This is a genomic window from Lysobacter sp. MMG2 (assembly GCF_016735495.2).
GTDB lineage: Bacteria > Pseudomonadota > Gammaproteobacteria > Xanthomonadales > Xanthomonadaceae > Lysobacter_J.
Window position 1 is genome coordinate 144,125 of sequence record NZ_JAERQY020000005.1, and the last position, 20,604, is coordinate 164,728.

Sequence of the window (20,604 nt, forward strand, 5' to 3'; positions counted from 1 at the left end):
GGCGCCGTGTGCGGTTGCGTTGGCCGTTGCGTTGGCCGTTGACTGATCCGCCCACCTGAGCCCTTCTCCCGCTTGCGGGAGAGGGGTTGGGGTGAGGGCTGCTACTCTTGGCGCATGAACCTTTTCCAGCGCGCTTCACTGCGCATCGCCGCCCTCGCCTTCACCGTCGCGCTCGCCGCCTGCGCCGATCCGGGGCCGCCGCCGGGCGGCACGATTCCCCGCTTCGAAGCCATCGACCAGCAGGTCGGCACCGGCGCGGTCGCCGCGTCCGGCCAGGACGTGACCGTGCACTACACCGGTTGGAACTACGACAGCCGCAAGCCCGACGGTCGCGGCGACAAGTTCGACAGCTCGCGCGATCGCAACGAGCCCTTCACCTTCCTGCTCGGCGCCGGCCGCGTGATCCGCGGCTGGGACGAAGGCGTGGCCGGCATGCGCGTGGGCGGCAAGCGCGTGCTGATGATCCCGCCGGAATACGGCTACGGGCGCAAGGGCGCGGGCGGCGTGATTCCGCCCAATGGCTCACTGGTGTTCGAGGTCGAACTGCTCGACGTCAAGGCGCACTGAGGCCACGCCTCAGGCCAGCGACGCGGCGGCCTGCGCGGCGATCTCGAACGAGTGCACGCGTGCGGCGTGTTCGAAGACATTGGCGGTGATCATCAACTCGTCGGGCTTGTGGCGTTCGATGAAGGCCGCCATGCCATCGCGCACGGTCGGCAGGTCGCCGACCACCGAACAGGCCAGCGCCTGCTCGACGCCGCTCTTCTCCAGCGGCGTCCAGTACGACTCGATGTCGTCGATCGGCGCCGGAATCAGGCCCGGCCGGCCGCGTCGCAGATTGACGAACGCCTGCTGCAAGGTCGTGAACGCACGCCGCGCCTGCGCGTTGCTTTCCGCACCGACCACGTTGAGCGCGAGCATCGCATAGGGCTGTTGCAACCGCTTAGACGGCTTGAACTCGCGACGGTACATGGTGAGCGCGTGATCCATCGCGTCGGGCGCGAAGTGCGAGGCGAACGCGAACGGCAGGCCCAATTGCGCGGCCAATCGCGCCGAGAACAGGCTCGACCCCAGCAACCACACCGGCACGTCCAGCCCCGCGCCGGGCACGGCGCGCACGGCCTGCCCGGGCTGCACGGGTTCGAAGTAATGCAGCAGCTCGACCACGTCCTGCGCGAACATGTCGGCCGCCTCGAAGTAACGGCGCAGCGCGTGCGCGGTCGCATGGTCGGTTCCAGGCGCGCGCCCCAGCCCCAGGTCGATGCGATCGGGATACAGCGATGCCAGCGTGCCGAACTGCTCGGCCACCTGCAGCGGCGCATGGTTGGGCAGCATGACGCCGCCCGCGCCGACACGGATCGTGCGCGTGCCACAGGCAACGTGACCGATCAGCACCGCCGTCGCGGCGCTGGCGATGCCCGGCATGTTGTGGTGCTCGGCCAGCCAGTAACGCTGGAAGCCCAGGCGCTCGGCATGGCGCGCCAGATCGAGCGTGTTGGCGAACGCCTGCGCGGCGTCGCTGCCTTCGGTGATCGGGGCCAGGTCGAGGACGGAAATCGGAACCATGCGGGCACTCCTTGCAGTGACCTTCCGATGTGGGGCCGTGCCGCGCCGATCAAACCCGCGCAGCGTTCCACCCCCGCGCGTTCAGCATTGCACGTACGACGACACCGGCGTGTGAGGCCTCACCACAGGTCGAAGACCACGCCGTCGCGTTCGTTGTCCCAGATCGTGCTGAAGACCCACCACCGGCCATGTTCGAAGCACAGCTGGATGCTGTTGGCGCCGCGTTTGATCACGGGCGACTCCGGCGATTCGCGCGCTTCGTAGTGGCTCCACACATGGGCGACCTGGCCGAAGCGCTCCACGCGCTGGTCGATCTCGACCTCGAAGAAGCCGTTGGCGGCGAAGTACGGCGTGACGTCCTCGATGTAGCTGTCCACGCTGAACACCACCGAGCGCGTGCCGCCATCGGGTTCCACCACGGTACGCAGGCTGCGCGCCTGCGGGTGCTGGAGGAAGCGGAAGCGCGCCCAGTCGCGCGGCGCGCGGGCCGGGCCGGAAATGCACTCGTAGATCGCACGCACGATCGTGGGGATGTCCTGCGTGTCCTGCCACCATTGCGGGTTCATCGGGGTTCTCCTTGTGTTTGGGCGATCGTGGCGGTCACGAGCCCGCTGCGCCGGACGCTTCCACCACAGGCTTCAAGCGCAGATCCTGGAAGTCGAAACTGAAATCCGTCAGCGGCGAGATCGCCTCCATCCGCGCCTCACGGACTTCACCGTCCGCATCCAGCGCGAAGGTCATGAATGCATCCGCGTTGAGCCAGCGCTCGTTCCAGCGCACCACGAAGGTGTCGTTCTGCCAGGGCTCCATCCGGCCGACGAGGTCGGGCGAGCGGCTGAAACGCACGGTGAGGCCGTCGTGCCCCTGTTCGACGACGACGTCGCCGTACCACGGATCGCGATACGTCTTCGCATAGGTCGACAACGGACGCGACGGCGGCGCATTGGCGGCGCGTGCCTGCACATGCTTGCGCCAGTCCTCGTCCGCCTTGCCTTTCGATTTGGCGAGCGCGGCGGCGTAGGCGGCCGTCCAGTCGGTGCGCGGCGCTTCGAGGAAGGCATCGAGCACGCGCATCGTCACCGCATTGAAGGCGCCGCCCACCTCAGCGTTGGTCAGCACGATCACGCCGAGGCCGCGCTGCGGTACCAGCGTCACGCGCGAGACCATGCCCGGCCAGCCGCCGGTATGCCAGACCAGCTTGTTGCCGCGATAGTCGGACAACTGCCAGCCTTCGCCGTAGCCCAGGAAGTTCGGCTTCGCCGCTTCCAGTTCGGGCACGCTCGGCTTGGGGATCGTGATGGGGGTGATGATCGACCACATCTGTTGCTGGCGTTCCTCACTGAACAACCGCTGCTGCGTGCCCTTGGCGTCGGTGAAGGTGCCGCCGGCGAGTTGCATGCGCATCCAACGGCTCATGTCGTGCACGCTGGAATAGAGTCCGCCCGCGCCGGACACGTTGCTCCACGACATGCGCGGTGCCGGTTGCAGATCCTTGAAATCGGCCTTGGCGTGGCCGGTGGCGACGTTGTCGCGTGGTCGCAGCGAGTCGCTGTTGAAGCGCGTGTCGCGCATGCCCAGCGGCGCGAAGATGCGCTGCTGCAGGAACTGCGCGTAGCTCTGCCCGCTGGCCTTCTCGATCACCAGCTGCGCCACACCGTAGAGGATGTTGTCGTAGGCGTACTGGCCGCGGAAGCTGCCGGTGAGCGGGACGTCCTTGAGGCGCCGCGCGACTTCCTCGGTGGAGTAGTCCGTGCCCGGCCAGTACAGCAGATCGCCCGCGCCCAGGCCCAGGCCGCTGCGGTGCGCGAGCAGGTCGCGCACACGCATTTCCTGCGTCACGTAGGGATCGGACATGCGGAACCACGGCAGGTGGTCGATGACGCGGTCGTCCAGGCTCAGCTTGCCTTCGTCGGCGAGGATCGACAGCGATGCCGCGGTGAAAGCCTTGGTGTTGGAGGCGATGGCGAACAGCGTGTTCGCGTCGACCTTGGCCGGCTTGCCCATCTCGCGCACGCCGAAGCCGCGTTCGAGCACCACCTCGCCGTCCTTCACCACCGCCACCGCGATGCCCGGCACGTCGAACTGCCTGCGCACGTTCTCCACGTAGGCGTCGAAGTCCTGCAATTGCGAAGGCAGCGTGCCTTCCTGCGCCTGCGCGCCCTGCGCCAGCAGCGCGCCGGCCATCATCGTGCCGAGCACGCCCGCCTGCCTGATTCCCCGAAGCATCGTTTTCGCCGGCTCCCACTAGGTCTGTGTACAGCCTGGAAGATACCGCGTCCGCGCGCGAGGGCCGCAGGTCAGGGGCGCCCTGCATAATGTCGATCCTGCTCCCTCGCTGTGCCCCGCATGCCCGCTTCTCCCGAATCCTCCGTGCGCCTGGCCATCATCGGCGGCGGCCCCGCCGGCCTGATGGCCGCCGAAACCGCGCGCGCGACCGGCGTGGAGGTGGATCTGTTCGAGGCCAAGGGTTCGGTGGGGCGCAAGTTCCTCATCGCCGGCAAGGGCGGGCTCAACCTCACCCACGGCGAACCGCGACCGGCGTTCGATGCGCGCTATGGCGCCCGCGCGCGCGAAGTGGGCGCGTGGCTGGACGATTTCGACGCCGACGCGCTGCGCGCGTGGGCGCGCGGCTTCGGCGTGGAGACCTACGTCGGTACCTCGGGCCGCGTGTTTCCGGTCGATCGCAAGGCCGCGCCACTGCTGCGCGGCTGGGTACGGCGGCTGCGCGAGGACGGCGTGCGTTTCCACGTGCATCACACCTGGCTCGGCTGGCGCGACGACGGCGCGCTGCGCTTCGACACGCCCGAAGGTGAAATCGCCGTGCGGGCCGATGCGACGGTGCTCGCGCTCGGCGGCGGCAGTTGGCCGGAGCTGGGTTCGGATGGCGCCTGGGTTCCGGCCCTTGAGGCGCGCGAGGTGGACGTGGCGCTGCTGCAACCGTCCAATTGCGGGTTCGACATCGGCTGGAGCGCGCACTTCGCCGAGCGCCACGCCGGCGCGCCGCTGAAGCCCGTCATCGCGCACTGGCACGACGAACAGGGCCGCCCGCACGAATTGCAGGGCGAATGCGTGGTCACGCAGACCGGCATCGAGGGCAGCCTGATCTACGCGCTTTCGGCGATGCTGCGCGATGCGATCGCCGCTCACGGCGAAGTGCTGCTGGAACTGGACCTTGCCCCCGGCCGCGAACTGCACCGCCTGCGCGCCGACCTGGAGAAGCCGCGCGGCGGCCGCAGCCTCACCGAACACCTGCGCCGCCATGCCGGCATCACGGGCGTGAAGGCCGCGCTGCTCTACGAGCTAATGGGCAAGGAGGCGATGCACGACACGCAACTGCTGTCGCGCACGATCAAGCGCCTGCCGTTGCGGCTGCTGCGCGCGCGCCCCATCGCCGAAGCGATCAGCAGCGCGGGCGGTGTGCGTCTGGAAGCGCTGGACGCCGACACGCTGATGCTGCACGCGATGCCCGGCGTGTTCTGCGCGGGCGAAATGCTGGACTGGGAAGCGCCGACCGGCGGCTATCTGCTCACGGCCTGCTACGCGAGCGGGTTGCGCGCGGGGCGTGGGGCGGTGGCGTGGCTGGGCAGAAATGAGTGAGTGATTCGCGGGCTTCGCCCTCACCCCAACCCCTCTCCCGCAAGCGGTAGAGGGGCTTTGTCGGTTCGGGCTGCTGGCGCGCTTACCGCCCCTGCGCGATCTTCTTGTCCGACGTGTTCACGCCGCCGGCGATCGGGAAGTACTGCACGCTGGCGCACAGCTCGATGCCGTTGGCGGTCGCGGCCGGCAGGTCGGTGCCCTTCAGGCCGATCAGCTTGAGCGTTTCGCCGGTGGGGTCCTCGACCTTCGCCAGCGCGATGAAACCGGTCCGATTGCCGCCGCACATGGCATTGGCCGGCGACTGCGTCGGCGGGGTTTCCTCCAGCACGCGGCGCAGCTCCACCGGCTGCGAGGCGTCGACGATCATCGCTTGCGCATACGTGCTGCCCGGCGAGTACTGATCGCCGCCATTGACCAGGGCGACGCGTTCGGTGGTGAAGGTCGCGCCGTTCTCGCCCTTGATCACCGTGTCCTCCAGCGAGAGCTTGCCGGTGACGGCGGTGGCCACCGGATTGCCGGGATCGAACTCGCCCAGCGCGACCGGCTTGATCATCGGCGGCGCGGCGCGCTCGACCGGCTTGGCGTTGACGTCCGGCTGCGGATTGGCGGCCGGCGCCGGCGCGGTGATCGCTTCCGGCGGCGCGGTGTTGACCGGTGCCGAGGGCTCGCAGGCCGACAGGCCGGCCACCGCCATCAGCGCCGCCGCGACACGCGGGGCCATCCACACCACACCGGACTTCGTCATCGCCTTGCTCACAGATCAGGCTCCTTGCTGCCGTGGACGCGGCGGGGGAAGGCCGTGGGCCGCGTCAGGCGGCGTCGTCCACCAGGGGTTGGAGTTCGGGATCGAGCGCCACGCGCTCGTCGAACACGAAGCAGCGACCATCGTAATGGCGGCCGCCGACCTGCTCAAAGTAACCCAGAATGCCGCCGTCGAGCTGCAACACGTTATGCATTCCGTCGGACTGCATCCACAGTGCGGCCTTCTCGCAGCGGATGCCGCCGGTGCAAAAGCTCACCACCGTCGTGTCGCGCAGCGTCGGGCGATGCGCCTGCAGTGCCTGCGGCAGATCGGTGAAGTTGTCGATCGGCAGCGTCAACGCACCATTGAAGGTGCCGTAGGCGAACTCCTCGCGATTGCGCGTATCGAGCATCACCACCGGCTTGCCTGCATCGTCGTGCCCTTGATCGAGCCAGCGCGCCAGCACCTGCGGTTCCACCGTCGGCGCGCGACCTTGCAGCGGCGAGGCGTTCTCGCGACGGAAGCTGATGATCTCCGGCTTCACCTTCACCTTGAGCCGCGCGAACGGTTGCGACTGGCTGTGGCTGAACTTGACGATGATCTGCGCGAAGCGCGGATCCTCACGCAATGCATCGAGGAAACCGTGGAGCGCGGCGTCCTCGCCCGCCAGGAACAGGTTGATGCCCTCGCCCGCCACCAGCATTGTGCCGCGCAGCTCGGCGGCCTCGGCGCGTTCGCGCAGGGTGGCGGCCAGGGCCTCGGGGCGGTCGATGGAGACGAAGTGGTAGGCGGCGAGATTCAGCATGCGCCTATTGTACGGCGACGTCGTTACTTGAAGTTCAGGGCGTAACTCATTGATCAAACATGGCCAGAAGGCGACGTTTGCCGCAACCACCGGGCCGCCAGCGCCAGCCAGACCAGGATCGCGGCGATCACCGCCTTCTGACTCAGCCCGCGCGGCAGGTCGCGCCAGAGCGCGTGCAGCCACAGCGAGATGAAGCAGAACACCGCCAGCGCGAAGGCCAGCGCGAAGTGGCGGCGCCAGCGCGGGTCGCGACGCAGCGACCAGCTCTGCACGAGCATGCCCACCGTCGTGCCGAGAAAGGCCAGCGGCGCGGAGATCGCGTGCACGTAGGCGTGCGTCGTCATCGCGCCCGGGCCGCCGCGGTCGGTCTCGGCCCAGGCGGTGATGGCCAGCGCGATCGCGCCGACCAGGAACAGCACCAGCGCCGCAGGACTGCGGCCGGTGCGGGTCGCCGCGCCGTAGTAGCCCGCGCCGATCAGGCCCAGGCTCATCGCAAGCCCGAGGTAGGCCAGCTGCAACCACAAGCCGACCGGCCCGAGCAGGTAGAAACTCAGCGTCGCACGGACCCAGTCCAGGTCCGTGCGCAGGAACTGCATCGCGGCGGCGACCACCGCGAACACGGTCACCCCACCCAGCGCCCAGGTCCCGATCGTTCGCGTCCGTGCCGCCGTCAGGCGCGCTTCGACTACGACCGGGACGTCGGACATCAGCGTGCTCCCATGTAATCCAGTTTGCCGACCGGCACGCCGTTGTGGCGCAGCAGCGCGTAGGCGGTCGTCACGTGGAAGAAGAACTGCGGCAGGCCGTACTGGAGCAGGTAGCCGCGACCGTCGAAACGGCGCTCCTTCGGGGTACCGGGGCGCAGGACGATCTCGCGCTCCCCGGCGCCGTCGAACAGCAGCGCGTCCAGGCCTTCGACGAAGGCCAGCGTGCGCGCGATGCGCTCGCGCAACTCGGCGAAACTGCGCTCTTCGTCGGGCATCGCGGGCACTTCGACATCGGCCAGGCGCGCCGAGATGCTCTTGGCGAAATCGCAGGCGATCTGCACCTGGCGCAGCAGCGGGAACATGTCCGGGAACAACCGCGTCTGCAGGAGGACGTCCGGGTCGTAGCCCGCCGTCTTCGCGTGCTCTTCACCCTTGGCGAGCACGCCGTCGAGTGCGCGGAGCATGTGGCGGAACACGGGCACACTGGCCTCGTGCAGGGAAAGTGACATGCAGCAACTCCATCAGGAACGACGATGCCGGCGATGTTACGGCCGCCGCGCCGCTCCGTCACTTCCCTTCACGTCGCGGCTAGCGCGGCGCGGTCCTGCGCCAACGAGGCGTACAACGTTTCCACCTGGCGCGTGAGCGCTTGCGAACTCCAACGTCGTGCGTCGTGCGGACCGGCCGCCGACAGCGACGCGCGCAGCTCGGCCGAACGCAGCAGCCTGGCGGTCTGTTCGGCGAAGGCGTCCACGTCCTCGGGGGCGATCAGCGCGCTGTGCGTATCACGCAGCACCATCGCCGTGCCCATCACCGCGGTGGAGACGATGGGCACGCCCAGCGCCATGGCTTCGATCAGCACCAGCCCCTGCGTTTCCGTGGGCGAAGCGAACACGAACGCGTCGCCGGCCCGATAGGCGTCCAGCAGCGTCGAGCGGCGGTCCAGGTTGCCGAAAAAGCGCACGTTCGTCCCAATGCCCAACTCGTCCACGAGCCGGCGCAGGCGCGGTTCGTCCGGGCCTTCGCCGGCGATGAGGAACAGCAGGTCGGGGAACTGCGCGACCAGCCGCTGCACCACGCGCAGCAGGAAGGCGATGTTCTTCTCCAGCGAGAGCCGGCTGACCGTCACCAGTGCCGGCCGCCCGGGGGCGATGCCGTGCTGCGCCCGGAAGCGCGCGCCGTCGCCGCCCTGGAACTCGGCCAGGTCGATGCCCGTCGGCAACACCGTGTGCGGCGTGGCGATGCCGTAGCGCTGCAGCACGTCGACCATCTGCGCGCTGGGGACGATGAGGTGATCCACGCCGTGGCACAGACGGCGCGAAGCCACGCGTGCGACGTGCCGGCCGATGGCGGTCGGCAGCCACGGCAGGTAGTGGCCGACGTACTCCTCGAAGTAGGTGTGATACGTCTCCACCGTCGGCACGCCCAGTTCGCGCGCCAACTGCACGCCCATCGCATGCGCGCGGAAGGGGGTGTGGATGTGGACGACGTCCCATTCGCGCTCGGCCAGTGCATCGCGCACGCGGTGGGCGTCACGGGCACGCATCAGGCGGTCCTCGGGGTCGAAGAAGATCACCCGCGACGGGACGCGGATCACCTCGAATTCGCCCTGTCCGTCGTGCTGCTCCTGGCCGCTGCCTTCGCCGTAGTCCGGCGCGACGATGGTCACCGCATGGCCCCTCTGCGCCAGCGAGCGGGCGAAGGTGCGGATCGAGGTGGAGACCCCGTTGACCCGCGGGAAGTACACGTCGGAAAGCATCAGCAGGTTCATCGCGTGCGTCCGTCCGGCGCATGCGTCCGGGTTCCGGGAATTGCAGCGGAGTTTTGTTACAGGCGTGTCACATCGTCGCCATCAAGCGCCCGTTACCTCGCAATAGCCCCTCTCCCGCCTGCGGGGAAGGATTGGGGTGAGGGCGTGGGCCGAGGAAGCGCCTGATGTCCTGGCAGCCTGCCCTCATCCGCCTGCCGGCACCTTCTCCCGCGCGCGGGAGAAGGGCTGCTCCAGTGAAGCTTCCACGGATGAGCTTCCACGAGTTCCCTACTCCTCCACCCACCGCTGCGCCCCGCTGCCCTGCTCGGCCAGCACGTCGCCCGGGTTGGCCAACCGGCAGCGGTCCAGCGACAGACAGCCGCAACCGATGCAGTCATCGAGCGTGTCGCGCATCTGGATCAGCTGCTGGATGCGCACGTCCAGTTCCTCGCGCCAGGCGCTGGACAGGCGCGACCAGTCGCGGCGCGTGGGCGTTCGCGCTTCGGGCAGGCTGGCCAGCGCATCGCGGATCGTCGCCAGCGGCATGCCCACGCGCTGGGCGGCGCGGATGATCGCGATCCGCCGCAGCATGTCGCGCCCGTAACGACGCTGGTTGCCGGCCGTGCGCTGGCTGTGGATCAGCCCCTTGGCCTCGTAGAAGTGCAGCGTGGAGACGGCAATGCCGCTGCGCTGGGCCACCTCGCCGACGGTGAGTTCCTCGTGCGCCATGGCTTGACCTCAACTTAAGTTGAGGTTCTATCCTCGCCTGCGTCTTCGATTCGAGTCAAACCATGGACACACGCAATGCACGCGACGGCTACGTCGCAGGCACGGCACGGAAGCCGACGATGCAGGCGGTCGTGTTCGATGAATACGGCGGCGCGGACGTGCTGCGACTGGCGCAGCTTCCCCTGCCCTCGCCCGCCCGCGGCGAGGTTCGCGTGCGCGTGCGCGCGGCGGGCGTGCAGCCGGCCGACTGCGCCACGCGCACCGGCTGGTTCGCCCGGCGCGGCATCGGCCATTCGCCCTTTCCGCGCCAACTCGGCAATGAGTTCGCCGGGGTCGTGGAGGCTGTCGGCAAGGGCGTGGCCGAACTCGCGGCAGGCGATGAAGTGTTGGGATGGACCCGCGCGAACGCGTACGCCGAGACCGTCGTCGTGCCCGCGGAGCAGCTCGTGCGCAAGCCGTTGATGATGTCGTGGGCGGTGGCCGGCGCGTTGTCGGCGTCCGGCCAGACGGCGCACGCCGCGGTGCAGGCGCTGGACATCGCGCCAGGCGACACGGTGCTGGTGCACGGCGCGGCCGGCGGCGTGGGCACGATCGCCGTGCAGCTGGCGCGTTTGCGCGGCGCGCGCGTAATCGGCACGGCGAGTCGCGATAACCACGACTACCTGCGCTCGCTCGGCGCCGAACCGGTGCTGTACGGCACCGGGCTCGCCGAACGCGTCCGCCAACTCGCGCCGCACGGCGTGCAGGCGGCGCTGGACGCCAGCGGGCGTGGCGCGCTGGACGCGTCCATCGCGCTGGGCATCGCGCCATCGCGCATCGGCACGCTGGTGGATGTCGAGGACGTCGAACGCCTCGGTGTGAACGCCCAGCGCAGCCGCGAACGGCTGCAGGCGCTGGTCGCCCTGCACGAGGCCGGCCGCCTGCGCGTGCACGTGCGCGACATCTATCCGCTGGCGAACGCCGCCGCGGCACACCGCGATGTGGAGAACGGGCACGGACGTGGCAAGGTGGTGCTCATGATCTATACCCCCTTCGGGCACGCGTCGTGATGGACGGAAGGCAGGAGCCCGAGGCGCTGTCGGGCACGCCCGCGCGCGATGGCCGCACGGATGCGACGTGGCCCGCGACCGACGCGCCGCAGGACACGGCGGATGCGCAGCACCTGTTCGCCCGCCGCTACCGGGGCACGACGATCGGCGCCGTGGTGCTGATCGCGCTGTATGCGTTCGAGGCGCTCGCCGTGGCGACGGCGATGCCCACGGTGGCCCAGGCGCTCGACGGCCTGCCGCTGTACGCGCTGGCCTTCGGCGGCGCGCTGGCGGCGTCGGTGGTCGGTATGGTCGCGTCGGGACGCTGGGCCGACCTGCGCGGCCCGTCGCCACCGCTGCGGCACGGCATCGTCTGGTTCGCGCTGGGGCTGCTGATCGCGGGGCTGGCGCCGTCGATGTGGGTGCTGTTGCTGGGGCGCATCGTGCAGGGTTTCGGCGGCGGCCTGATGTCGGTGGCGCTCTACGTCGCGGTCGGGCGCGTGTATCCGCCGGCCATGCACCCGCGCATCTTCGCGGCCTTCGCCGCGGCGTGGGTGGTGCCGGCGGTGGTCGGGCCGACCATCAGCGGCGCGCTGGTCGAACACCTCGGCTGGCGCTGGGTGTTCCTGTCGGTGCCGTTGCTGGCGATCGCCGCGGCGGCCTTCGTGCTGCCCGCGGTGCGCGGCCTGGGCCCCGCACCCGGCGAAGTGCACGATGACGACGGCGCCCAGGCGCACCGCCTGGCCTGGGCCATCGGCGCGGCGGCGAGTGCGCTCGCGCTGCATTACGCCGGACAGCTGCATCACGCCGGCGGCGTGCTGATGCTGGCGGTCGCGACCGTTTCCCTGCTCGTCTGCGCCTGGCACCTGCTGCCGCGCGGCACGCTGCGCGCCGCACGCGGATTGCCGACGGTGATCGCCATGCGCGGCATCGCCTCCAGCGCGTTCTTCGGCACCGAGGTGTTCATCCCGCTGCTGCTCTCGCGCGAACGTGGTCTCTCGCCCACGATGGCCGGCGCCGCGCTCACGCTCGGTGCGCTGGGCTGGTCGCTGGGGTCGTGGTACCGCAGCCGGCCGTCGCAACCGTTCACGCCGCCGCAACTGCTGCGCATGGGCATGTCGATGATCGTCGTCGGCGTGGCGGGCGTGGCCGCGTCGGTGTCGCCCACCGTGCCGGTGGCGGTGGGCATCGTCGGTTGGATCGCCGCGGGCCTGGGCATGGGCGCGCTGTTCCCGACGCTGTCGGTGCTCACGCTCGCGCTCTCGCCGGCAAACCGCCAGGGCGTGAACGCATCGGCGTTGCAGCTGTGCGATGCGCTGTTCACCGCGACGGTGCTGGCCATCGGCGGTTCGATCTTCGCGGCGCTGCTGACGCGCGCGCCGTCGCTGGCGTACCTGGTGGGGTTCGCGATCTCCGCCGCGCTGGCGCTGCTCGGCGCGGTGCTGGCCTCGCGCGTGCGTCCGCCGGGCTAGCCGGACACGCCGCGCATCGCCATCACTTCGCGCCGCGGCGGTGCGCCGAACAGGCGCCGGTATTCGCGACTGAACTGCGACGGGCTTTCGTAACCCACGCGATGGCTCGCAGCGGCGGCTTCGATGCCGTCCACCATCATCAGGCGCCGCGCTTCCTGCAGGCGCAGCTGCTTCTGGAACTGCAGGGGCGTCATCGCCGTGGCGGCCTTGAAGCGCTCGTGCAGCGATGAAGCGCTCATGCACGCGACCGCGGCGAGTTGCTCGATGCGCAGCGGTTCCTGGTAGCGGGTCTTGATCAGATCGATCGCGCGCGCCACGCGCTGCGCCGGGCCGTCCGCGTCACACAGCTCGCGCAGGCGCAGGCCGAGCTCGCCGGTGAGCACGCGGTAGTGGATCTCGCGCAGCGCCAGCGGCGCCAGCACGGCGGCCTCGTCCGGCGTGTCCAGCAGACGCACCAGGCGCAGCACGGCATCCAGCAACGTCGCGCTGGTGCGCGCCAGGTACAACGCGCGTCCGCCGCTCGCCGCGCGGGTGCGTTCGGCCGGCAGTTGCAGCAGCAGTTCGTTGACCAGCGCGGTGTCGATGTCGATGCGCAGGCACAGGTAAGGCGACTGCGGCGTGGCATCGAGGATCTGGCCGGTGATCGGCAGCGACATCGACACCACCAGGTAATTCAGCGGGTCGTAGTGGAAGACCTCTTCGCCCAGCAAGGCACGCTTGCGGCCCTGGACGACCACGCACAGGCTCGGGTGATAAACCGACGGCAGCGGCTGCGAGGGCGCGCTGGCCTGGATCAGCGACAGCGCCGGAACGCAGGACGGATGCAGCCCGTCGCCGGGGATGTTTCGGGCAATCCGGTCGGCCAGCTCGGCCTGTTGGGCCTCCAGTCCGTGGGGCGCGGCGATCACGTTCGAAGCGTTGTCGTTCATGGGTTTCCGCCGTGGAGGGCACGCGGCGATTATGCGCCGGGCCATCTTCACGCCAAGTGTGCACGGCACAACGCCGGAGGATCGGGCAAGGATCGCAGAGCAATGGGCTAACGCCCGGCGGTGGCGCGGGAGGAGCATGTCCACCTCGCCCCCACCCTCGCAGGAGTCCCCATGAACATTCCCTTCGCCCGCCGCACTCTGGGCCGCCAGGGGCTCGTCGTGTCCGCCATCGGTCTTGGCTGCATGGGCATGTCCGACTTCTACGGCCCCAGCGACGAAGCCGAGAACCTCGTCGTGCTCAACCACGCCCTCGACATCGGCGTGGATTTCCTCGACACCGCCGACATGTACGGCGTCGGCCGCAACGAGGAACTGCTCGCCAAGGTGCTGCGCACGCGCCGCAACGACGTCGTGCTGGCCACCAAGTTCGGCAACGTGCGTGCGGCCAACGGCGACTTCCTCGGCATCGACGGATCGCCCGCCTACGTCGCCGCCGCGTGCGACGCCAGTCTCAAGCGCCTGGGCGTGGAGCATATCGACCTGTACTACCAGCACCGCGTGGATCCGAAGGTGCCGATCGAGGACACCGTCGGCGCGATGGCGCGACTGGTAGAAGCCGGCAAGGTGCGCTACCTGGGCCTGTCGGAAGCCTCCGGCGCGACCGTGCGCCGTGCCGCCGCCGTGCATCCCATCGCCGCGCTGCAGAGCGAGTACTCGCTGTGGACGCGCGAGGTCGAAGACGACGCGCTGCGCGCCTGTCGCGAGCTGGGCATCGGCTTCGTCGCCTACAGCCCGCTCGGCCGCGGTTTCCTCACCGGCGCCATCCAGCACGCCAACGAGCTGGCCGACAGCGACTGGCGGCGCCAAAACCCGCGCTTCCAGGACGGCAACATCGACCGCAACCAGTTGCTTGTGCAGGCCGTGAGCGAACTGGCGCGCGAACGCGAATGCACGCCGGCGCAGCTCGCGCTGGCGTGGCTGCTGCATCGCGGGCCGGACATCGTGCCGATTCCGGGCACGCGCCGCATCACGCGACTGGACGAGAACGCCGCCGCCACGCGCATCGACCTCACGCTGGCCGAGCAACGCCGGCTGGACGACGTGCTCGCCTCGCACGAAATCGCCGGCACGCGTTATCCCGCCGCCGGCATGGCGAACGTCAACGCCTGATCCACCGCCGGCGCGACCGCGCCGGTTTCACTCCCTCGCCCAACGCGGCCGGTAATTCCGGCCGCGACGGCGCCCTGCACCCCCGCTACGGAGACACCATGTCCGACTCCCTCGGTTCCAACACCCTCGACATCGCCGGCAAAGTCATCGCCATCACCGGCGCCAGCAGCGGCATCGGCGAAGCCACCGCGCTGCGTCTTGCCAAGCACGGCGCGCTGCTCGCCCTCGGCGCGCGCCGCACCGATCGCCTCGAAGCCCTCGCGGCACGCATCCGCGAAGCCGGCGGCGAAGCGCCGCTGGTGCACGCACTGGACGTGACGCGCCGCGAGGAGGTCGAAGCCTTCGTGCAGGCGACACTCGCACGCCACGGCCGCATCGACGTGCTGGTCAACAACGCCGGCGTGATGCCGCTCTCGCGCATGGCCGACCTCAAGGTCGACGAGTGGGAGCGCATGGTCGACGTCAACGTGAAGGGCGTGCTGTTCGGCATCGGCGCCGTGCTGCCGTCGATGAACGCTCAGCGCTCGGGCCATATCGTCAACGTCTCTTCCGTTGCGGGTCGGCAGGTGTTCGCCACCGCCGCCGTCTACTGCGCGACGAAGTTCGCCGTGCATGCGCTGTCGGAAGGCCTGCGCCAGGAATCGCCGTTCCTGCGCGTGACCACCATCGCCCCGGGCGCGGTGGAATCGGAGCTGACCAGCACCATCTCCGATCCGGCGATGAAGCGCGAGGTCGACGAGGTCTTCCGCAAGGAACAATTGCCGGCCGACGCGATCGCACGCGCCATCGCCTTCGCGATCGGCCAGCCGGCCGACGTCGACGTCAACGAACTGGTCGTGCGACCGACGGCGCAGCCGTACTGAGGTGGCGCATCGACGCGGCCCCACACGGCCGCGTCGATGCGTGTATGTGCGGGAATGGACGAATCGCGGCGGGACCCGCGCGGGCGGCGCGCGGGCGCGTCATCATGAGCGCAACCTCGATCAATCCCGTGCCGCCAGGCTGGCGACGACGCAGACGGACGGACGCCGTGAACCGCAGCCAGACTTTCGACACCTACAGCGCCCGCATCGGCAAGGTCGTGACCTACCTGTCGCAGCGGCTGGACCAACCGCTCACGCTGGCGCAACTGGCCGAAGTGGGCCATTTCTCGCCCTGGCACTTCCACCGCATCTACCGCGGCCAGATGGGCGAAACGGTGACCGCGACGCTGCGGCGCATGCGCCTGCACCGCGCCGCCAGCGACCTGCTGGACAGCCCGCGCAGCATCGCCCAGATCGCACGCCGCGCCGGCTACGGCAGCACTGCCGCGTTCACGCGCGCGTTCGGTGCGACGTACCGCTGCACGCCGGCGGTGTTCCGGCAGCGGCGTGCCTCGCCGCCGGAGATCGCGCGTGGCGACACTTCCCTCACCGCACAGGACATCGCCATGTACAGCGCGCAGATCGCCACTTTCCCGCCCGTCCGTGTGGCCGCCCTTCCCCATCGCGGCGACTACAAGCAGATCGGCGCGACCTTCGACCGCTTGATGGAATGGGCGGGCCAACACGGCCTGCTCGGCCCTGCGGCGCGCAGCTTCGGCGTGTATTACGACGCACCCAATGAAGTGCCCGTGGATGCGTTGCGTTCCGACGCCTGCCTGCTCGTGCCGGCCTCCGCGCCGCTGGCCGACGGCATGCGCTGGATCGATATCGCCGGCGGCCGCCACGCCGTGGTCGTGCACACCGGCCCCTACGCCGAACTCGAACGAGCTTACGACTGGCTGTTCTGCCACTGGCTCCCGGGCAGCTATGAGGAAGCGGGCGATGCGCCGGTGTTCGAGGAATACCTCAACGATCCGTCCACGCTGCCGCCCGCGCAATGGCGCACCGCGATCTGCCTGCCGTTGAAGTGAGCCGTCAATCGCCCTTCTGATAGGTGCCGATCAGTTCGGTCTGCGCGAGGACGTGTCCTTCCATCGCGCCGAGCAGGCGCATCTTGTCGACCTCGCCCAGGTCCGGCAATTCGACATCGAGCGCGTAGAGCTTGAAGAAGTAACGGTGCCGCCCGATCGGCGGGCACGGCCCGCCGTAACCGGCTCGATGCCAGTCGTTCTGGCCGGGCCTGGATTCACGCGGCAACTGCTCGGTGGTAACGCCTTCGACCAGTCCATCGGCGGTGCCCGGCAGGTTGTAGAGCACCCAGTGCACCCACACGCGCTTGGGTGCCGCGGGATCGGGCGCATCGGGATCGTCGACGACGAGCGCGAAACTTCGCGTGCCCGTCGGTGCGCCGGACCATCGCAGCTCGGGAGAACAGTCCTCACCCTCGCAGGTGAACTTCGACGGGATGCCGCCGCGATGGGTGAACGATGGCGAAGCAAGCTGGAAAGTCACGCGCGACTCCTTGACTGGGCTGCACGGACGAGGCTCCGCATGCATGCGTTCGCGGACGCGATCACCGCCATGTCCGGAACCCTCGCGACACCGCCCGATTCTAGGCGCGCATCCGCGCCAGCCATCACGGCCCGCTAACGTTTTGTCGTCACCGCGCGCCGCAGGTTGCTTCGTGCCTGCGTGTCGAAGCGTTCGTGGAAGAACGGCGTGAGGTAGATGCGTTCGCGCGTCAGCAGCGCCTTGAGGAATCGCTTGCGGTTGATCTTGAACAACCAGCCGGGAACGACGGCGCGGTACTCCGCGGCGATGCCGCGGTCATAGGCGTCGAACACCGCCGGCGAGGCGCCGAGGATCGCCATGTCGCAATCCAGGAACAGCGACGCCTCCTCGTCCACATTGCCGGGCGAGAACGTGCCGTGTCGCGCGGTGAGTTCGATCAGCTGGCGGACGCGGGCGATATCGATGCCGCGCCCGGGCATCCAGCGTTCGATGTGCTCGGCGGCCAGATCGGCCGATCGCGACTCGTTGTCCTGGCACCCCGCCTCGTAGATGGCGTCGTGGTAGAGCACCGCGAGCGCCGCCTCGATCGGCCGCTGCCAGCCCGGCCCCTGTGCGACGGCGTGGTAATGCCGCAGCACTTCCTGCACATGCTGGAAGTTGTGGTACGCACGCGGCGGCGTCGCGTACGCGGCTTCCAGCGCGGCGCGCTGTTCTTCGGGGAGTTCGAAGGGGAGCGGGAGCGTCATGGGGCGGTGCCGGGGCGGGTTGGCGCATTGTCGCACCCGCAGGTGGAAGCACGCTTGCACGGTGACTGCGGTGGCGGGCACGCCCTGCATGGGCCGTCATCCCGGCGAAGGCCGGGACCCAGGCCGTCACACCATCCGTTCCATCACGCCATTCCCGCGTTCGCGGGAATGACGACAAGGTGGTTTACCTGAGAGGGAGTGCCCGTGCGTTGTCGGCCTGATTCCCGGCCTTCGCCGGGAAGACGACAGTCCTTGCGATCACCGCAACGCGCTAGGCGCCGAAAACACCCCTCACGCCTTCCGCAGAAAGATCGTCTTCAACACCAGTCCCTTGATCTTGTCCGAGTTGCCCTCGATGTGCTCTGCATCGTCCTCGACCAGGCGGATGTTGCGGATCACCGTGCCCTGCTTGAGCGGGATCGAGGAACCCTTGACCTTCAGGTCCTTGATGACGACGACCGTGTCGCCGTTGGCGAGCACGTTGCCGTTGCTGTCGCGCACGACTACCGCCGAGGCGTCGCCGCCCTCACCCGCTTCCGCGGGCCATTCGTAACCGCAATCGGCACAGACGAAGTTCGCCCCGTCGACGTAGGTGTTGGTGAGCGTGCATTGCGGACAGGCGGGCGACGTGGGCATGGGATGGCTCCTGCTGGGGCGCGCAATTCTACGCGACCGTGAAGGCCTTCCGTGGCGCGGCGCGCGTCAAGGCGCAGTCTTCTCGCGTTCCAGCTCGCGGATCTCGGCCACGTCGCGTTCGAGGAAATAGTTGAGGAAGGTGCGGATCACCGCCACCGCCGCCAACCGGCCGATGCCGTCCCAATCGGGGGTGATCGAGGATTCGATGATGTCCGCCGCAAGCTGGAACGTCAGCCCCGCCACCAGCCAGTGCGAGTAGCGCATCCACAGGCGACGACGCTCGTGCTTGTCGATGGCGCGGCTGGCCAGCAACGCGATGCCGTCCTTCAGTGCGATCAGCGTACCGACCACGATGGTGCCCAGCGCGATGAAGTCGATCGCGATGATCACCGGTTCCGATACCGCCACCAGCCACTGTTCCATGACACCCTCCCGGACTGCGCCGTGAGATCGCGCGGATCGTGTGCTTCAGCCGCGCACCACCAGGCGGAAGCCGACATGGCAGGTCGACGTGTCCACCGGCTGCGCCATGCGCGCGGCCGGACGGTAGCGCCGGCAATAGTTCGGCGCGCACAGGTGCGAACCGCCCTTCATCACGCGACGCGGGATGCGTGCCGCATCGTTCGGGGCCATGCTCGCCTCGCGTTCGCCGCCGCGTGGGTTCTGCAGCGTGCAGCAGGCGTGCTGCTGCAAGCGGCCGTGATCCTGGTACCAGTCGGCGGTCCATTCCCAGACGTTGCCGATCATGTCGTACAGGCCGTAGCCGTTCGCATCGAAAGAGCCCACCGGCGCGGTCCAGGCGAAACCGTCTTCGGGCCTCATCTCCCACGGGAACTCGCCCTGCCAGGTGTTCGCCATGTGGCGCCCGCCCGGCACGAGTTCACTGCCCCAGGCGAATTCGGTGTCGTCCGCGCCGCCCTTCGCCGCGAACTCCCATTCGGCCTCGGTGGGCAGTTCCTTGCCGATCCACTGCGCGTAGGCCAGCACGTCCGCGTAGGCGACGTGCACGACGGGGTGGTCGTCCAGCCCGTCCAGGCTGCTGTCGGGCCCGCGCGGATGGCGCCAGTCGGCACCGGCGACGTACTGCCACCAGTGGAAATGATTGCGCAGGTCCACGCGACCCGGCGGCGGCACGAACACCACCGAGGCCGGCGCCAGCATCGCCGGATCCGCATTGGGGTAATCGGCCGGATCGGCCGGCTTCTCCGCTTGCGTGACATGGCCCGTGGCCGCGACGAAGCGCGCGAAATCGCGATTGGTCACCGCGTGACGGTCGATCCGGAAGTCGTCCACGCGCACCTTGTGTGCCGGGCGCTCTTCCGGATAGTGATGGTCGGAGCCCATCGTGAAGGCGCCCCCTTCGATGCGGACCATGTTGTCGAACGAGACGCTCAATCCCGACCTCCGTCTGCGTGGCCGACGGCTCAGTCGGCGAACACGCGGTTCCAGTCCCTCGCCATGCTCACCACGCCGATGCCGAGTTCGGCCGCGCGGTCGAGCCCTTCCCGCAGCGCACTGAGCTTGAAGTCGCGGTCGTACGCGAATTCACGCGCGGCATCGTCGTGATGCAGATACCACGCCATGCGCGGCCCATCCCCGGCAAGCGTATACCGGATCATCGCCAGGTCGCCATCGGAATTTCCGAACGCAAACACCGGCCGACGCCCGATGTGCAGGGCGATATTGACCACCTTTTCCTCGCGATCGTCGAAGCTTCCCAACTCCGGAAGCTTCCGCAACGCCATGCCGCCCTCGCCGTCCTCCAGCTTCATCTTCGTGCTGGAACCGACGACCTGCTCCGGCGGAATGCCGTACAGCTGTTCGGCCACGACGCGGACGAACTCGACGCCGCCCCCGGTCACGATGTAGGTCTTGAAGCCGTTGGCGCGCAGGTGGTCGAGCAGCTCGCGCTGCGGCAGGTACGTGTTGCGGATGAACTGGCGCCTCAGCTTCGGGTGCTCGGCCTGCCGCAGCCAGCGCCAGGCATTGGCGTGGAATTCCTCCACCGTCATGCCGGCGTGCGTGGCGAACGCCGGCTCGAACACGTCCTTCTTCGGCAGCGACGTCAGCGTCTTCAGATCGCCGTCGATCATCGCCTTGAAGGCCGGCTTGTCCAGCAACGCCGGATCCTGCTGCGTCAGCCGCCGCACCTCGGCGAGTGCGAAGAACACCTGCACCTGCAACGGGTACTCGCACCACAGTGTGCCGTCGTTGTCGAACACGGCGATGCGCTCGGCGGGCGGAATGAAATCCGGCCCGCCGTCGCGGGTGGTGCGCGCGACGAAGTCGAGGATCGCCGACTTCGCCGCGCCGTCGTTCCATGAAGGCAGTGGCTCCATTGCTTCCGGCTCC

At 69.0% G+C, this 20,604-nt stretch carries 23 protein-coding genes; 7 read left to right on the forward strand and 16 right to left on the reverse strand.

The annotated features are described in order from the left end of the window. The first annotated feature begins 114 nt into the window (after positions 1-114). Positions 115-567, forward strand: a complete 453-nt coding sequence (locus JI752_RS17120; RefSeq protein ID WP_216966397.1) for an FKBP-type peptidyl-prolyl cis-trans isomerase — start codon at positions 115-117, stop codon at positions 565-567. Between the two features lie 9 nt (positions 568-576). On the opposite strand, the gene JI752_RS17125 is transcribed toward JI752_RS17120, so the two are convergent. The 3 genes from JI752_RS17125 to JI752_RS17135 all read right to left on the reverse strand — a co-directional run bounded on the left by JI752_RS17125 (position 577) and on the right by JI752_RS17135 (position 3,750). Beyond that, positions 577-1,566, reverse strand: coding sequence for an LLM class flavin-dependent oxidoreductase (locus JI752_RS17125; protein ID WP_216966399.1), 990 nt, complete (start codon positions 1,564-1,566; stop codon positions 577-579). 119 nt (positions 1,567-1,685) lie between these two features. Continuing rightward, positions 1,686-2,132, reverse strand: a complete 447-nt coding sequence (locus JI752_RS17130; protein WP_216966401.1) for a hypothetical protein — start codon at positions 2,130-2,132, stop codon at positions 1,686-1,688. Positions 2,133-2,166: 34 nt separating this feature from the next. Then, positions 2,167-3,750: a serine hydrolase gene (locus JI752_RS17135; protein WP_254201152.1), complete on the reverse strand. Its 1,584-nt coding sequence runs from the start codon at positions 3,748-3,750 to the stop codon at positions 2,167-2,169. A 162-nt stretch (positions 3,751-3,912) separates the two neighbouring features. Between JI752_RS17135 and JI752_RS17140 the strand changes: the two genes are divergently transcribed. Further along, a complete protein-coding gene (locus JI752_RS17140; protein WP_216966404.1) occupies positions 3,913-5,163 on the forward strand; it encodes a TIGR03862 family flavoprotein in 1,251 nt (416 codons plus the stop codon). An 82-nt stretch (positions 5,164-5,245) separates the two neighbouring features. Here JI752_RS17140 and JI752_RS17145 read toward each other — a convergent pair whose 3' ends face one another. The 6 genes from JI752_RS17145 to soxR form a co-directional block, all read right to left on the reverse strand. Then, positions 5,246-5,920 (reverse strand): hypothetical protein, encoded by a 675-nt coding sequence (locus tag JI752_RS17145; RefSeq protein ID WP_216966406.1) that lies wholly within the window; start codon positions 5,918-5,920, stop codon positions 5,246-5,248. A 52-nt stretch (positions 5,921-5,972) separates the two neighbouring features. Next, the gene (locus JI752_RS17150; protein ID WP_216966408.1) at positions 5,973-6,710 is read right to left on the reverse strand and encodes a sulfurtransferase; all 738 of its coding nucleotides are present in this window, start codon (positions 6,708-6,710) and stop codon (positions 5,973-5,975) included. 53 nt (positions 6,711-6,763) lie between these two features. Further along, the gene (locus JI752_RS17155) at positions 6,764-7,417 is read right to left on the reverse strand and encodes a DUF998 domain-containing protein (protein WP_216966409.1); all 654 of its coding nucleotides are present in this window, start codon (positions 7,415-7,417) and stop codon (positions 6,764-6,766) included. Further along, positions 7,417-7,926, reverse strand: a complete 510-nt coding sequence (locus tag JI752_RS17160) for a DUF1993 domain-containing protein (RefSeq protein ID WP_216966411.1) — start codon at positions 7,924-7,926, stop codon at positions 7,417-7,419. Before JI752_RS17160 ends, JI752_RS17155 begins: the two co-directional genes overlap by 1 nt. Positions 7,927-7,994: 68 nt before the next feature. Continuing rightward, complete coding sequence (locus JI752_RS17165) at positions 7,995-9,188, reverse strand: glycosyltransferase (RefSeq protein WP_216966413.1); 1,194 nt, start codon at positions 9,186-9,188, stop codon at positions 7,995-7,997. 267 nt (positions 9,189-9,455) lie between these two features. Continuing rightward, entirely contained in the window at positions 9,456-9,896 is a 441-nt protein-coding gene (gene soxR, locus JI752_RS17170; protein ID WP_216966415.1) for a redox-sensitive transcriptional activator SoxR, read from the reverse strand. Positions 9,897-9,958: 62 nt separating this feature from the next. Here soxR and JI752_RS17175 point away from each other — a divergent pair, with 62 nt between their 5' ends. Continuing rightward, complete coding sequence (locus JI752_RS17175) at positions 9,959-10,945, forward strand: NADP-dependent oxidoreductase (protein ID WP_216966417.1); 987 nt, start codon at positions 9,959-9,961, stop codon at positions 10,943-10,945. Beyond that, on the forward strand, positions 10,945-12,396 hold the full coding sequence (locus JI752_RS17180; RefSeq protein ID WP_216966419.1) for an MFS transporter: 1,452 nt from the start codon (positions 10,945-10,947) through the stop codon (positions 12,394-12,396). Before JI752_RS17175 ends, JI752_RS17180 begins: the two co-directional genes overlap by 1 nt. Here JI752_RS17180 and JI752_RS17185 read toward each other — a convergent pair. Further along, on the reverse strand, positions 12,393-13,325 hold the full coding sequence (locus JI752_RS17185) for an AraC family transcriptional regulator (protein WP_216966421.1): 933 nt from the start codon (positions 13,323-13,325) through the stop codon (positions 12,393-12,395). The genes JI752_RS17180 and JI752_RS17185 overlap by 4 nt on opposite strands. Positions 13,326-13,496: 171 nt before the next feature. Here JI752_RS17185 and JI752_RS17190 point away from each other — a divergent pair, with 171 nt between their 5' ends. The 3 genes from JI752_RS17190 to JI752_RS17200 all read left to right on the forward strand — a co-directional run bounded on the left by JI752_RS17190 (position 13,497) and on the right by JI752_RS17200 (position 16,389). Further along, positions 13,497-14,495 carry an aldo/keto reductase gene (locus JI752_RS17190; protein ID WP_254201094.1) on the forward strand — a complete coding sequence of 333 codons (999 nt, stop codon included), beginning with the start codon at positions 13,497-13,499 and terminating at the stop codon, positions 14,493-14,495. Positions 14,496-14,593: 98 nt separating this feature from the next. Further along, the gene (locus JI752_RS17195) at positions 14,594-15,358 is read left to right on the forward strand and encodes an SDR family oxidoreductase (RefSeq protein WP_216966423.1); all 765 of its coding nucleotides are present in this window, start codon (positions 14,594-14,596) and stop codon (positions 15,356-15,358) included. A gap of 167 nt (positions 15,359-15,525) precedes the next feature. Continuing rightward, positions 15,526-16,389, forward strand: a complete 864-nt coding sequence (locus JI752_RS17200) for an AraC family transcriptional regulator (protein ID WP_216966426.1) — start codon at positions 15,526-15,528, stop codon at positions 16,387-16,389. 4 nt (positions 16,390-16,393) lie between these two features. Here the strand turns inward: JI752_RS17200 and JI752_RS17205 are convergent, their stop codons facing one another. From JI752_RS17205 to JI752_RS17230, 6 genes are all read right to left on the reverse strand, one after another. Continuing rightward, positions 16,394-16,870 carry a YbhB/YbcL family Raf kinase inhibitor-like protein gene (locus JI752_RS17205; protein WP_342315493.1) on the reverse strand — a complete coding sequence of 159 codons (477 nt, stop codon included), beginning with the start codon at positions 16,868-16,870 and terminating at the stop codon, positions 16,394-16,396. 134 nt (positions 16,871-17,004) lie between these two features. Beyond that, positions 17,005-17,616, reverse strand: a complete 612-nt coding sequence (locus JI752_RS17210; protein ID WP_216966429.1) for a hypothetical protein — start codon at positions 17,614-17,616, stop codon at positions 17,005-17,007. A gap of 291 nt (positions 17,617-17,907) precedes the next feature. Then, positions 17,908-18,252, reverse strand: coding sequence for a zinc ribbon domain-containing protein YjdM (locus tag JI752_RS17215; protein WP_216966432.1), 345 nt, complete (start codon positions 18,250-18,252; stop codon positions 17,908-17,910). 66 nt (positions 18,253-18,318) lie between these two features. Next, a complete protein-coding gene (locus tag JI752_RS17220; protein WP_216966434.1) occupies positions 18,319-18,675 on the reverse strand; it encodes a DUF1622 domain-containing protein in 357 nt (118 codons plus the stop codon). Positions 18,676-18,720: 45 nt separating this feature from the next. Beyond that, positions 18,721-19,647, reverse strand: coding sequence for a formylglycine-generating enzyme family protein (locus tag JI752_RS17225; RefSeq protein WP_216966436.1), 927 nt, complete (start codon positions 19,645-19,647; stop codon positions 18,721-18,723). Positions 19,648-19,676: 29 nt separating this feature from the next. Beyond that, entirely contained in the window at positions 19,677-20,591 is a 915-nt protein-coding gene (locus JI752_RS17230) for an HAD family hydrolase (RefSeq protein ID WP_216966438.1), read from the reverse strand. Between the last annotated feature and the right edge of the window lie 13 nt (positions 20,592-20,604).